We start from the raw sequence: 13,712 nt of genomic DNA on the forward strand, positions 1-13,712 counted from the left end.
GGCGTCCACCGTGGGCCCGTCGGCCGCGGCAGTGTCCTGGGCAGGCTCCTGGAGGGCGCCCTGCTTCAGATCGGCCGGGGCGGCTGCTGGCCCGAGGGCCTGGCCGGACTCCTCGGCGGCGGCCTGGGCCGGAGGCGGGGTGTCCTCGGTAAGGGCCTCCTCCACGCTCCCGTCGGAGTGGATGAGCAGACTGAAGGTGCGCCCGTCGGGCTCGTGGGCGCTCAGCGGAAGTGCCCGGCCGAGCGCGGCGGCGTGCTCGGCCACCAGTCCGATGACGCGGGTGCGTGCCTGGGAGATATCGTCGGCGCTGACGGGCTGCTCGGCGCCGTCCACGGTGAGCACGCCGGTGCCGTCGGCGGCCAGGCGCGCGGTGATGTGTGGGTTGCGGTTCACCTTCTACCTCCCCATCTCCCCGTGCCAGGGGCCGGTCGACAGGTGGATGTGGTCGATGTGGGCGCCGGTCACTCCGACGATGTCAACGTCGTAGTCATCCTTTTCGCGCTTGACCTGTTCCCAGGGGCCGTAGGCGTCCTGGTCGGGGTTCCAGATGGCCTCGTCGTAGATGATGTACTTCACGTCGAGCGCCTCGTGGTTGTCCATGATCCACTGCACCACCACCAGCGCCTGTTGGTGCATCTCCTGGGACGGCACGACGCCGCCCGGGGCCATCATGTAGTCACAGGCCTGCCCGACCGGGTGGTCCCCCATTCCGTTGTCCCACTCCCGGTCGTCCTGGCACCCCACCCCGCCGTTCTCGTCCCAGAACTGGCCGAACTCTGCGGTCAGGGCCGCATAGGCTTTGCAGGCGCTCTCGTGGATGCCGTCGGCGACCGGGCGGCAGTCGCCGGAGAAGTTCGGTTCGCCCCCGCCGCCGACCCCCACGCACTGCTGGGTGTTCATCGGGATCGCCTCGGCCTCCACGCCCGACAGCTGCGAGACGACCTGCTTGGCGTCCTCCCAGTAGGAGGCGTAGTGGTACTTATCCTCGTTGCGCTGCACCTCGTGGGCGACCAGGGTCGGCTCCATGTCCTCGCGCCCTTCCACCTTCTCCAGCTGTTCGAAGAACATCTCTGAGCTGCGCACAGGGTCCATTCGGTCCTCATAGGTACCCCAGGCGCCGTTGTCGCGCTGCTGGAACAGGCCCCGCGAGTCGGGGCCCGCAGCGTCCCCTCGGTCGATGACCTCCAGCGAAGACTCGCCCATGGCGGTCATGACGCCGATGGTCTGGTCGCGAGTGGATAGGCCCATGTCGGCGGCGACGTTCATGATGATGACCGCGTTGCCCAGCTGTTTGGGCCCCCACACGCCGATCCCGTCCTCGGGCAGGGCGTCCTCGTCGAGGCTGACGCCGGTGGTGGAGGTCGCGCTGCAGTAGCCCGTGGTGCCGGTGATGGTGAACAGGAAGAGGATGCCTCCGACGACGAGCGCCATTGGAACGGCGATGGAGGCGAGAACGACCAGGCCACCCTTGGAATCGCCGTTCACTATCCCCCTCCTGGGTACCGCGGGCGGAAGGAAGCACGGGTCCCCTCCGAGAGGCGCCGCCTGCCCGCGGAGCCGATGGAACAGGCGGGGGAGGGGAAGCGCCAGTAGATTCGGTAAGTCACCGTAGCATTGTGATCCGTTTGGGGTTGGAGTGGCCGAGCGTTCCGATTGAGGCACAATGGGCTATTGTCTAGCGGCCGAACGGGCCTCTGTGAACTGGGCGAATTTCGCCTCTTTATGATGCTGTCGACGAATGGAGGGGGCTGGCAATGGCCGATGAGAACCCATGGCTGAGCGCGGCACCACCCGCCTCCATGGCTCCCGCCGCACCTGTTGAACCTGCTGAGCAGGCCCCTTTCGCCCCGCTGGTCGCGTTCGCCGAAGAGCCCGGGCCGCCCACCGGCCCGCCCGGGCCCCAGCCTTTCGTCTCGCCGCCCCCGGCCCCCTTGCCGCGCCGGGAGCCCTCGCACCAGGCCCAGGTGTGGTGGCTGGGCGTGCACGGCGGGGCGGGCGAGTCCACACTCGCCCGGCTCGGCGGAGGAGCCGAAGCCGGGGGTGCCTGGCCGGTGACCACATCCGGCCGGGCACCCGTGGTACTGGTCGCCCGCACCCACTACAGCGGGTTGACGGCTGCCCGGGCGGCGGCCACCGAATGGGCCTCCGGACAGGTCCCGGTCACGCTGCTGGGCCTGGCCCTGGTGGCCGACGCCCCCGGGCGCCGACCCAAAGCGCTGCGGGACCTGGAGAAGCTGGTGGCCGGAGCCGTGCCCAGGACCTGGCAAGTGCCGTGGGTGGAGGCCTGGCGCCTGTCCGAGCCCCACTCCCAGGACATGCCGGGCGCTCTGCGCCGTATGTTCGGCCAGGTCACCGCCCTGACGTCCTGACCCCCCCGATTTCGTGAAGAAAGGCAACTCGTGATGGACGTGCTCACCACGGCGCAGGCCGCTCTCGACCTGGCCGGAGGCCTGGATGTGCCCGACCCTGGCGCTGGCGAGGCCCCGCCCGGATCCGAGGGGGTCCTGACGATGTTGCGCTGGGTCTTCTGGATCGGCCTAGTGGCCTGCGTCGGCGGCTTGATCATGGCTGGCGCCGCGATGGCGATCAGCATCCAGCGCGGCGAGGGCGGCGATCATCTGAAGCGCTTCGCGATGGTGGGCGCAGGGGCGATCGTCATCGGTGCCGCCTCGGCACTAATCAGCGGCCTGGTCAGCGCCGCCTCCTCCTAGCACGGCCGAGCCTTACGCCCTCCACGAACAGGAACGAGGAGCACGTGAGTCAGGACACCCCCCCTCCCCGTGAGCCCGAACGCCCCAACCCCTTCAAGTCCAAGGGCGTGATCGCCTCCCTGGCCCTGGTCGGCGCGGTCGCGGTGGCCGGGGTGGTGGCCACCGGCGCCACCCTGCTCGACCGCGGCGGCTCCAGTGCCGAGCAGGACATGCAGGGCGACGGCCAAGTCGACCCGGACGAGGCCCCCTCCACGGCCACCGAGGTGCCGCGCAGCGACGGATCGCAGAGCAGCTGCGGGCTCAAGGAGACCGAGAAGGACACCTTCGAGGGCTTCCCTGTGGAGACTTCCTGGGAGCAGGTGGGGCTGATGGAGGCCCCGTCCGTCCCCGGGCACGGCCCGGCCGAGACCAGCCCCGGCGGGTGGCGGCACTGCTACGCAAAGAGCCCCGAGGGGGCGGTCTCAGCCGGGGCGAACTACGCCGCCATGACCTCCGACCCGGCCGTGATCGAAGAGGTCATGCAGGAGATGTACGCCGAGGGCGAGGGCAAGGAGCGCGCCCTGGAACGCCTGGAGGAAGAGGGCAAAGGGCGCGACGACACGCGCACGCTGATCGCCGGGGCGCGCCTGCTGACCTACGGCCACGACCGTGCCCGGGTGGACCTGGCCCTGCAGCCGCAGATGGAGGGCGCCGAGGACCGTTACACCTCGGCGGTGATCGACCTGCGCTGGGAGGAGGGGGACTGGCGGGTGGTCACCAACGAGAACGGCGAGATGGTGATTCCCATGACCGAGCTGCAGTCGCTGACCGGCTACTGGCCCACCGGCGCCGGTCCCGACTTCTGACAAGGGCCTCGGGATGGATGAGGAAGAGAACGCGAGCGAGTGCTCCTGGTACCAGTTCGGGTGTAGCACCAAGGAGAGCGTCGAAGAGCTCATCGGCAGCGCGGCCGGTCAGGCGCTCGACACCCTCTACAAGGCGGTCGCCGAGGGCGTGTCCTTCACCGTCAAGGCGATGACCACCGGGTGGATGGGCCTGTCCAGCGGCAACAGCATCGGTGGCAGCAGTGGAAATCCCGAGCGCTACCCGGCGGAGATGCCTCCGTCAGAGGCACAGGCCGGGGACGGCCTGGTCACCCTTTTGGGATATGTGTCCTGGATCGCGCTCGCGGTGATCGTCGGCTCCCTGATCATCGCCGGGGCCATGATCGCACTGCGTGCCCGCCGCGGCGAGGGCGGCGAGTACCTGGGCAGAGTCACTATCATCCTCGTTTCGGCGGTCATCGTAGGCGCCTCCTCCAAGATCGCCGAGGTCCTCCTGGGGTCCGGGCCGATCGTCGACGGGGGCGACGCAGTGGTCACCATCCAGCAGCGCCTGTACTACTTCGTGGCCGCCGCCGTGGTGCTCTCGCTGATCATCGGCGCCGCCAAGATGGCCTGGGAGCAGCGCGCGGAACCCGGTAAGGACCTGCTCCGGTCGCTGCTGACGCTGGTAGTAGTCTCCGGTGCCGGACTGACCGCGCTGAGCATCCTGTTGACGATCGCCGACGGCTTCAGCAACTGGATGGTTAATTCCGACAACAACGATGTGGAATTCGGTGACCGCGTGCTGTCCATGCTGGGGCTAGCCAGCGTGGTGGGGACCCCGGCATTCGGCGTGATCATCGCCATCACCCTGGGGTCGCTGGCCATGATCACCGGGATGCTGCAGATGGTCCTGTTGATCGTGCGCGACGGGCTCCTCGTGGTCATGGCTGGGGCCTGGCCACTGGTCGCCGCCGTCACCAACACCGAGACCGGCCGGGAAGCGTTCAAGCGTTACTGCGGGTGGATGCTCGCGCTTGTGCTCTACAAACCGGCCGCGGCCATCGTCTACGCCACTGCGTTCCTGCTCGTGGGCGACACCAGCGGTGACGGTGCGCTCGAGCAGATGATGAACATCATTGTCGGCCTGTCACTGATGATCGCGGCCCTGCTGGTACTGCCCGCCCTGATCAAGCTCGTCGCCCCGGCCGCTTCGCTGGGCGGAGGTAGTGGAGGCGGTGCGGCGCTGGTGGCAGGGGCCGCTGCCGCGGGAGGGCAGATGGCCACCGGGGCGGTGGAGCGCTCGGCCCAATCCGGCAATTCAGGGGGCCCTCCGCCGCCCTCCAGCGGTCCGGGCGCCGACCCTTCCGGGGCCGGGCACGCCCCCTCGGGTGCCGCCGGGGGCGAGCAGCAGGGCCAGCCGCAGCCCGAGGGGTCGCAGGAACAGCAGGACGGGACAGGCGCTGGCCCGCAGAACCCGGTGCCCGGTGGAGCTGACCCCCAGGCCGCGATGCCTGGCGGCGGTGCCGCCGGTGGCGCGGGTGTCGCAGAAGGCGCCGCTGGAGCCGGTGCGGCGGGCGCGACCCCGGTCGGCGCGGCCGCCCAGGCCGGACAGCAGGCCGTCCAGACCGCCTACGACGTCGCCCAGGGCACCGCCCAGGAGGCAGCAGAGGGACCCAATGGCAGCAACTGAACAGCACACCCCCCGCACCTACGGGAACTGGCGCCGCCCCAGCAGCGCCGGGCTGATGGGGCTGGGCAGCTTGGGCACCGTCCTGCTGATGGTGGGCATGCTCATCACGGTCCTGATGGTGATGACCGCGGGCCTGTTCGCCGGGGCGGTATCCCTGGCGCTGCTGGGCGCGGTGCTGGCGGTCCTGCTGGTCAAGGACCGCCACGGCCGCAGCCTGCTGGCCCGCGCCTCCGGCCGCATTGCCTGGTCCAACACGCGCACCATGGGCGCGCACCTGTACCGCTCCGGGCCGTTGGCGCGCACCGGGTGGGGCACCTACCAGCTGCCCGGCCTGGCCGCGCCCTCGCGCCTGAGCGAGCACACCGACGCCTACGCCCGCCCCTTCGCCCTGCTGCACGTCCCCTTCGCCGCCCACTACACCGTGGTGCTGGGCTCCGAGCCCGACGGGGCAGCCCTGGTCGATCCCGAGCAGGTCGACAGCTGGGTGGCCGGGTGGGGCCAGTGGCTCGGCAACTTGGCCGAGGAGCCCGGCCTGGTCGCGGCCCAGGTCACCATCGAGACCGCTCCCGACACCGGGCACCGGCTGCACCGCGAGGTCCACGACAACCTGGACCCCGACGCCCCCGAATTGGCCCGCACCATGCTCACTGAGGTCGCCCGCACCTACCCCAGCGGGTCGTCGCTGGTCCGTGCCTACATCGCGCTGACCTTCAAGGCTGCTGGCGCCGACGGCAAGCGCCGCACCCCCGAGGAGGTCGGCCTGGACCTGTCCTCGCGCCTGCCCGGGCTCACCGGCAACCTGGCCGCCACCGGAGCCGGGGCCGCCCGGCCGCTCGGGGCGGCCGAGCTGTGCGAGGTGGTGCGCGCCGCCTACGATCCGGCCTCGGCGCCGCTACTCGAACAGGCCCGCGCCCACGGTGAGAACGTCGACCTGTCCTGGACCGAGGTGGGGCCCGCCGCAGCCCAGGCCTTCTGGGAGGACTACCGCCACGACAGCGCCACCTCCGTCAGCTGGACCATGACCGAGGCACCCCGCGGCACCGTGCAGTCGTCGGTCCTAACCCGCCTGCTGCAGCCCCACCCCGACATCGACCGCAAGCGCGTCAGCCTGCTCTACCGCCCGCTGGACCCAGCCCGGGCCGCCGGGGCGGTCGAGGCCGATTTGCGCCACGCCATGTTCAACGCCTCCTCCAACCGCAAGCCCACCGCCCGCGACGTGCTGGCCACCCGCATGGCCGAGGCCACCGCCAACGAGGAGGCGCGCGGGGCGGCGCTGGTGAACTTCGGGGTCGTGGTCACCTCCACCGTTACCGACCCTGACCGTCTGGCCCGCGCCCGGGCGGCCGTGGACAACCTGTCGGCCACCGCCCGCTTGCGGCTGCGCCCGGCCTACGGGTCCCAGGACAGCGCGTTCCTGGCGGGCCTGCCGCTGGGCCTGGTGCTGCCCGAGCACGCGCGCATCCCCGCCGAAATCCGCAACCAGCTCTAAGAGGCGCCCGTGCGAACAAAGAAGAACAGGGCCGACTTCAGCGCGCCCGACCGCGCCGCCAAGCCGGAACAAGTGCGCCCGCGCCGCCCGGGCCCGCGCGGGTGGCCCGGCCGCGGTGGCGGGGCGGCCGTGACTATCCCCCACCTGGACGAGTACCGCGGCACGAGCGTGCAGGTGTGCGGGCTGTGGCCGTTCGCGGTGGGCGCCAGCGCCCCCATGGTCGGGGTGCCCCTGGGACGCAGTCTGCAGACCGGAGCCACACTGTGCTGCGACCCCATCTCCTGGTTTCAGCGCGCCAACCTCATCTCCAACCCTTCGGTGTTCGTCCTGGGCAAACCCGGGCTGGGCAAGTCCACGATCGTGCGCCGTATGGCGCTGGGACTGGCTGGGTACGGGGTGCAGCCGCTGGTGCTGGGTGACCTCAAACCCGACTACGTCGACCTCATCGAGGCGCTCGGTGGGCAGGTCATCAGCCTGGGCCGGGGGCGGGGCCATCTGAATGTGCTCGATCCCGGCGAGGCCCGCTCGGCCGCCCGCCGACTGACCGGCAGTGCCCGCACCCGCGTCATGGCCGACGCCCACGGGCGGCGCCTGAACATGGTCTCGGCGCTGCTGACCATCGTGCGCTCGGCCCCGCCCACAGACCGCGAGGAGACGATCCTGGACCGGGCCCTGCAGGTCCTGGACGAGCGCCACGACCAGGACAGCGCCCCCGTGCTGGCCGACCTGCTCAAAGTCGTCCAAGACGCCCCCGATGAGGTCCGCCACGTCGCTCTGGACCGCGGGTCTATGGACCGCTACCGCGAGATCACCGAGCACCTAGAGGCCTCGCTGATCGGGCTGGTGGGCGGGGGAGGTCGTCTGGGCGAGATCTTCTCCAAGCCCACCACCAACCCGATGCGCCTCGACCGGCCCGTGGTATTCGACGTGTCTGCCATCGAGGAGTCGGAGCGCAGCCTGCAAGCGGCTGTGCTGCTGGCGTGCTGGTCCAGCGGGTTCGGCGCGGTGACCGTGGCCCACGCCTTGGCGGATGCCGGCCTCGCGCCGCGGCGCCACTACTTCGTCGTGCTCGACGAGCTGTGGCGGGCCCTGCGGGCCGGGGCCGGGATGGTGGGCCGGGTGGACGCCCTGACCCGGCTCAACCGCCAGCTCGGTGTGGCCATGGCCGAGATCTCCCACACCATGAGCGACCTAATGGCCCTGCCCACTGAGGAAGACCGCGCCATGGCGAAGGGCTTCGTCGAGCGGGCCGGAATGGTCATCTGCGCCGGACTGCCCGAGGCCGAGATGCCCCTGCTCAACTCCGCGGTGAACATGTCGCGCGCCGAGCAGAAGCTGCTGGCCAGCTGGCAGGACCCCCCGGCCTGGGACGCGACCACCGGCCGCGAGGGCGCCCCGCCCGGGCGCGGCAACTTCCTGATCAAGGTCGGCGGGCGGCCGGGCCTGCCGGTGCACGTGGACCTGACTGCAGCCGAAGCCACGATCAACGACACCAACAAGCTCTGGCACGAAGCCTCGCGCATCGGAGCCTCCGCCCCGACCGGACAGGAGTAGCCCGTGCCCGCCTCCGACCGCCGAACGTCCCAGCCCTCGGCCATCGGCGCCGAGACCATCGCCCTGATCGTCCTGTTGGCGCTGGCACTCGTGCTGGTGGGCGGGGTGTGGTCATCGATGCACCTGGCCCACGCCCTGACCGGGAGCCCCCAGGACCCGCCCGCCAACCCCTTCACCCTCGTGCTGCACCTGGCGCTGGGGCAGCTCCGGTGGACCGGCGGCGCCACCGCCGCGGCCGCCGCCCAGCTCGCGCTCGTGGCCGCGGCGACCGGGCAAGGGCTGTGGCTGCGCCGCCGAAAGAAGGCTAAGCGCACCCGGGTGGACACCGCGGCCGCCTACATGGGCGCTGGCCAGGAGCTGCAGCCGCTGACCGAGGAGGGCGCCTCGGCCACCGCCCGCCGCCTGGGGGTGCGCGGTGCCCCCGGGGTGCCCATCGGTCGCACCGTGGACGGCCGGCGGATGCTCTACGGCTCCTGGGAGGACATGCACATCGACATCTGGGGCCCGCGCACCGGAAAGACCACCTCCCGCGGCATCCCGGCGATCCTGGCCGCTCCTGCCGCCTCCAGCGTGCTGGTCACCTCCAACAAGCGCGACGCCACCGACGCCACCCGCGACGTGCGCAGGGAGATCACCGGCAACGAGCCGTGGGTCTTCGACCCCCAGAGGGTAGCCACCGAGGAGCCCACCTGGTGGTGGGACCCGCTCACCTACGTCACCGACGAGGTCAAGGCCGACCAGATGGCCGCGCTCTTCGCCGCGGGCACCCGCGACGCCTCCGCCCAGACCGACGCCTACTTCGACGGCGAAGGGCGCAACCTGGTGGCCTGGCTGCTGCTGGCCGCCGCCCTGGACAAGCGCCCCATCACCGACGTCTACACCTGGAGCGCACGGCCCACCGACGAGACCGCGGTGGGCATCCTCTCCGAACACGGCTACAAGCTGCAGGCAGACGGCCTGGCCGGGGTCGTCAACGCCCCCGACAAGCAGCGCGCCGGTGTCTTCGGCACCGCCCGGCAGATGCTGGCCTGCCTGACCAGCACCACCATCGCTCCCTGGATCAGCCGGACCGGACCCGACGACGACCGGCCCCACTTCGACCCGCACGCCTTCGCCGAAGGCGGCCACACCCTGTACAGCCTGTCCAAAGAGGGCGCGGGAAGTGCCGGGCCGCTGGTGGCCGCCTTGACCGTGGCCGTGGTCGAAGCCGCCGAAGAGCTGGGGGCCCGCTCCCCCGGGGGGCGCCTGGCCAACCCGCTGCTCGGAGTCCTGGACGAGATCGCCAACGTGTGCCGGTGGACCGAGCTGCCCAGCCAGTACTCCCACTTCGGCAGCCGCGGGATCGTGCTGATGGCGATCCTGCAGTCCTGGTCCCAAGGCGTGGAGGTGTGGGGCGAGGCCGGAATGAACAAGCTCTGGTCGGCCGCCAACGTCAAGGTCTACGGCGGCGGTGTCTCCGAGGTCAGCTTCCTCCAAGAGCTCTCCCAGCTCATCGGTGACCACGACCGCCGCTCGGTCTCGGCGAACGTCTCCTCCGACGGGCGCTCGACCACCCGCTCGCTGTCGGACATGACCACCATGGACGTGGCCGACCTGGGGGCCATGCCCCGCGGCCGTGCCGTCGTCCTGGCCTCCGGCGTGCCGCCCACCCTGGTGCAGACGGTGCCGTGGATGGCCGGAGAGCACGCCGAGGCCGTCAAGAAGTCCATCGCCGCCCACGAACCCCAGGGAGCCTGATGCGCGAGAAGGAGTACGAGGACGCGCTCGCCGAGATGATGGCCTTCGTCGACAGCGTCCCGGTCCCCGACAGCGGCCAGGCCGACCAGGCCCGGCCCGAAGAGCCCGGCCCGTGGGGGCAGCAACAGGACGGCGGCGGCGACCAGGACCCCGGCGAAGGCGAGGAGACACCCGAGCTGTTCTACGGCTCGGTCGACGACTTCGTCCGGGAGATGCTGATCCACCTCTACCGGCGCAAGGTCGGCCCCCGCGGCTCACGCCGGTGGTCGGCCCAGTGGTGGCGCAACGCCGAGGCGATCGCCCGCCTGGAGGCGCTGTGGCGGGCCTGGGAGAACCTGCGACAGGACGGCGCGACCGGGATGAGCACCTGGTGGCGCGACCACGCCGACTACCACATGCAGCAGCTGTTCGACCCCGACGGGCCCTTCGCCGCCAGCGAGGACGAGAACAAGGCCGGGGCCCCGCTGCCCTACGAGCCCCCGCCCGCGGGCCTGTTCCCCGACGTGCGCACCATGTGAGGAGCCCGAGCACCATGAACGAGACCGACGGCATCGAAGAGTCCTTCGACCGGCAGCTGCACCAGCTGCTGGGCAGCGCCCGCGACCTGGGCCACTCGTTCTCCCGAGGCCTGTGGGCGCTGCGCCAGATCCACCACAATCACCAGGTCGCCAAGCAGTACCGCGAACAGGCCCGCAGGCGCTATGAGGCCAAATGGGAACGCGAGCACGAGCTGCTCGCCGTGGTCGAAGACGAGCAGTGGTGGGAGCAGGAGGCCACACCCGCCAAGGTCGCCGAGGCATACCAGATCGCCCTGTCCTGGCGCGACCACGAAGACGAGGCGGACCGCCTGGACGATGTGATCTACGAGGAGGTGCGCGAGCGCTACGGCGTGGACCTGCGCACCCCCACCCGCGAGGAGGTCCAGGACAAGCTGGAGCAGGCCGTCGGCGAGCACGACCGCGACCAGCCCGAGCCCGCCCCCGAGGCCGAGCAACAGGAGGAACAGGAGCGCGCGGCCGACACCGAGGAGGAACGCCCCGCCTACGACTCCGCCGAGCGGCGCGAGCAGTTCGCCGAGCAGATGCGCGGGGCCGGAGTGGACGAGGCTCTGATCGCGGGGCGGCTGAGCGCCGATGCGATGAACGCCCGGCCCCCACAAGAGGCGGTGCACGCCTCCAGGCGCCTCACGGCCAGCGGGATGCGGGCGCGTGGGCGCGGCCTCCAGGCCGAGGCCGCCATGGGCCGCTGAAGCGCCCCGGCACATGCCGCCGGGGCGCCGATCACCCGACGCCGAACCCCTGGCCGCGGCCGCGCTCGGCGGCCCGCGGTACATGTCGGTCCTGCTCGGCGCGCCCGTGCTGGGGCCTGACCTGCTGCATGTAGGTCGCGCCCAGGCGCTCGGCGTGCGCGGCGGAATAGACCTTGAGGTGCTCCAGGGCGCCGGCGTCGGCCTCCAGCCGCAGGTTCACTTGTCCGGCCGCCCGGGCCAGCTCCCGGTAGCGCTGCGCGGCCTCGATGGTGCCCTCCTCCAGGCCCGCCATCGGGTGGCGGGGGGCCTGCCTGCAGGCCTTTTCCAGGCGTGCGGCGTCCTCCCCTTTGGAGAAGGACCCGGCCATCTGCGCGGCACTCGTGCTGGCCTCCCACCGGCCCAGCACCGCGGCGATGCTGTGCTGGGCCGCCCGCGCCTCCCGCAGATCCGTGTACGGGGCGGCGGCCATGTCCTGGTCCACCATCGCGGGGTCCTCGCCCTGCTCGACGGCCGCGCGCAGCGCCGCGGTTGCCAGCAGGCGCTCGGAGTGCTCCTGGGCCATCGAGGCGACCATGCCCAGATCCAGCCGGTCGGTGCCGATGCGCCGCGCGAGCGCCTCGGAGGCACCGGCCACCTGCCCGTAGCCGTCGGCGGTGTGCAGCAGGCTCGCCTGGGCCCCTTCCTCGCGCACGCGTTTGAGGGCGTCGGCGAGTTCGATGGCGTCGTCGGCGAGCAGTTCCCGCGGATCGGCCAACTCGGCGGCCGTGGCCGTCTGCTCCCAGGCGCCGATGCCCTTCTCCGCGATCCACCATGCGGCCTTGCTGGCGGCCTGGTGGCTGTCGTAGGCCTGTGCGCCGCTCAGGTCGATGGTGGCCGAAGCCGACGGCGCCGGGGTGGCGGGGGGCGGGACTTCGGTGCGCTCGTGCTCCTGGCCCCCTTGGGGGTGTGTCGTGTGTTCAGAAGCGGGTTGGGGCGAGGGGGCATCGGGTGCGGGTGAAGGGGCGGACCCGCTCCCGGCGGCCGTCTCGGCCGGGGAGGCCTCCGCCGGCCCCGGACCGGCCGGTGCCGCCGCCTCCCCGACCCCGGAGGCGGCCTCCTCGGCCAAGGCCCGCCGCTCGGAGGGGCGGGGGACCTCGGCGCCGTGGAGCACCAGGTTGGCCAGCATCCGGTTCAGGCGCTCCTGGTCCAGATCCTCCGGGGGAGCGGCGACCTCCAGTTCCTCGTACAGGGCCATGGCGGCCTGGGGCCGTTCCTCCTTGAGGGCTTGGGCCAGGCGAATGCTGATGTCGTGCGTGGTCTGGCGGGCCGTCTCCAGCAGTTCGGCCCGCTGGGCCGCCCACCGCGGCCCAAGGCCGTGCTCGGCCAGCTCGGCGTGGGCCGAATCGATCCGCTCAAGGGCGCTGCGGAAGGCGCCCTGGCGTTCGGCGCGGCGCACCGCATCGGCCACACCGGGCTCCAAACCTGCGGCCAGGGCTCGGGCCCGGGCGGCGTCCTGTTCGCGCGCCTGCTCGCCGAACTCGCGGTGCAACTGCTCGGAGATGCGGTCGCGCCCCAGGTGGTCCAGGAACGCGCTCAGCCGGGACACGCGGGTCCTGCGGTCCAGGGCGGTGGTCTTCTTGCGCAGCCGCCAGGTGTCCCTGGACTTCCACGAGCGGCGGAACCCCAGCTTCTTCAGCTCGGCGCGCACCTCGGCGTCCTTGGAGTCGACCCCCCGGACGAAGGTCTCCTTGGGGCCGTGGTCGATGCGCACCACCGGGCCCTCCAGCGCCCGCCGCGCCGAAGCGCCGTCCCGCCACATCAGCCGCCCCCGGTCGGCCTCGCGCTGCCAGGTCATCTCGGGGTCGGCGGCGTTGGCGGCGTTGACCAGGTCCAAGGCCCGGTCGGGCAGGCCGCTGTCGATGAGCCGCCGGACGTGGTCCTCGACCGCCCGGCGGGCGGTGGCGACCTCGCTCGCCGTCGGCCGCGCCCTGCCCCGCAGGACCTCCAAGGCCTCGTGTTCAGGGGGGAGGGGTTCGCTCACTTCAGCTTTCTCCACCAGCCGGGCTGCTCGAAGTGCCGGTGGTCCTCGTCCGGCAGGATCATCTCCTCAAGGACCTGCTGGCGCGCGTCCAGGCGGGCCTGGGCGTAGCGGCGGCGCCGCTGCTCGGGGTCCTCGCCTCCCGCGTCGGGTCCGGCCATGGTCAGCGTCAGCGCCTCGATCTGCAGCTCGGCGCGGCGCCCCAGGTCAGCGAAGAACTCCTTGCGCTCGCCCTCGGGGATCTCGGCGTAGCTGAACGGGCGCACCGTCCGCCAGTGGTCCTCGGCCATCCAGGCCAGCTCGTCGCTCATGTGGACCGCTACCTCCTCGTCGTGCAGCCCCCTGGAGGCCAGCATTCCGGCCCGTTCTTCGAGGGGACTCCAGATCCGCTTGTCTTTCGGCTGTCACCATGGTGGGCAATGTGACCCGCTAAGTCGCCGAGAACGCCCAGACCCCCGC

At 71.7% G+C, this 13,712-nt stretch carries 13 protein-coding genes; 9 read left to right on the forward strand and 4 right to left on the reverse strand.

What is annotated here, in order from left to right; all coding sequences use genetic code 11:
* Both O4J56_RS17775 and O4J56_RS17780 read right to left on the reverse strand, forming a co-directional pair.
* Positions 1-393, reverse strand: a 393-nt coding sequence (locus O4J56_RS17775; protein WP_270687085.1) for a hypothetical protein, incomplete at its 3' end; no start/stop codon positions are given.
* A gap of 3 nt (positions 394-396) precedes the next feature.
* Positions 397-1,485 (reverse strand): hypothetical protein, encoded by a 1,089-nt coding sequence (locus tag O4J56_RS17780; RefSeq protein ID WP_270687086.1) that lies wholly within the window; start codon positions 1,483-1,485, stop codon positions 397-399.
* Positions 1,486-1,754: 269 nt separating this feature from the next.
* Between O4J56_RS17780 and O4J56_RS17785 the strand changes: the two genes are divergently transcribed.
* The 9 genes from O4J56_RS17785 (at position 1,755) to O4J56_RS17825 (ending at position 11,236) form a co-directional block, all read left to right on the forward strand.
* Positions 1,755-2,369 carry a DUF6668 family protein gene (locus O4J56_RS17785; protein WP_270687087.1) on the forward strand — a complete coding sequence of 205 codons (615 nt, stop codon included), beginning with the start codon at positions 1,755-1,757 and terminating at the stop codon, positions 2,367-2,369.
* Between the two features lie 33 nt (positions 2,370-2,402).
* Positions 2,403-2,711 (forward strand): hypothetical protein, encoded by a 309-nt coding sequence (locus O4J56_RS17790; RefSeq protein ID WP_270687089.1) that lies wholly within the window; start codon positions 2,403-2,405, stop codon positions 2,709-2,711.
* A gap of 44 nt (positions 2,712-2,755) precedes the next feature.
* Positions 2,756-3,556, forward strand: coding sequence for a hypothetical protein (locus O4J56_RS17795; RefSeq protein ID WP_270687090.1), 801 nt, complete (start codon positions 2,756-2,758; stop codon positions 3,554-3,556).
* 13 nt (positions 3,557-3,569) lie between these two features.
* Positions 3,570-5,207 (forward strand): hypothetical protein, encoded by a 1,638-nt coding sequence (locus O4J56_RS17800; RefSeq protein WP_270687091.1) that lies wholly within the window; start codon positions 3,570-3,572, stop codon positions 5,205-5,207.
* The gene (locus O4J56_RS17805) at positions 5,194-6,696 is read left to right on the forward strand and encodes an SCO6880 family protein (protein ID WP_270687092.1); all 1,503 of its coding nucleotides are present in this window, start codon (positions 5,194-5,196) and stop codon (positions 6,694-6,696) included. The genes O4J56_RS17800 and O4J56_RS17805 overlap by 14 nt, the downstream gene beginning before the upstream one ends.
* Positions 6,697-6,825: 129 nt before the next feature.
* Positions 6,826-8,250, forward strand: coding sequence for an ATP/GTP-binding protein (locus tag O4J56_RS17810; RefSeq protein ID WP_270687094.1), 1,425 nt, complete (start codon positions 6,826-6,828; stop codon positions 8,248-8,250).
* Between the two features lie 3 nt (positions 8,251-8,253).
* Positions 8,254-9,987, forward strand: coding sequence for a type IV secretory system conjugative DNA transfer family protein (locus O4J56_RS17815; RefSeq protein WP_270687095.1), 1,734 nt, complete (start codon positions 8,254-8,256; stop codon positions 9,985-9,987).
* Positions 9,987-10,505 carry a DUF4913 domain-containing protein gene (locus O4J56_RS17820; protein WP_270687097.1) on the forward strand — a complete coding sequence of 173 codons (519 nt, stop codon included), beginning with the start codon at positions 9,987-9,989 and terminating at the stop codon, positions 10,503-10,505. The genes O4J56_RS17815 and O4J56_RS17820 overlap by 1 nt, the downstream gene beginning before the upstream one ends.
* A 14-nt stretch (positions 10,506-10,519) precedes the next feature.
* Positions 10,520-11,236: a hypothetical protein gene (locus O4J56_RS17825; protein ID WP_270687098.1), complete on the forward strand. Its 717-nt coding sequence runs from the start codon at positions 10,520-10,522 to the stop codon at positions 11,234-11,236.
* Positions 11,237-11,267: 31 nt separating this feature from the next.
* On the opposite strand, the gene O4J56_RS17830 is transcribed toward O4J56_RS17825, so the two are convergent.
* Both O4J56_RS17830 and O4J56_RS17835 read right to left on the reverse strand, forming a co-directional pair.
* Positions 11,268-13,256: a hypothetical protein gene (locus O4J56_RS17830; protein WP_270687099.1), complete on the reverse strand. Its 1,989-nt coding sequence runs from the start codon at positions 13,254-13,256 to the stop codon at positions 11,268-11,270.
* On the reverse strand, positions 13,253-13,609 hold the full coding sequence (locus O4J56_RS17835) for a hypothetical protein (protein WP_270687100.1): 357 nt from the start codon (positions 13,607-13,609) through the stop codon (positions 13,253-13,255). Before O4J56_RS17835 ends, O4J56_RS17830 begins: the two co-directional genes overlap by 4 nt.
* Between the last annotated feature and the right edge of the window lie 103 nt (positions 13,610-13,712).

Origin of the sequence: Nocardiopsis endophytica (assembly GCF_027706725.1) — a bacterium.
Lineage (GTDB): Bacteria > Actinomycetota > Actinomycetes > Streptosporangiales > Streptosporangiaceae > Nocardiopsis_A > Nocardiopsis_A endophytica.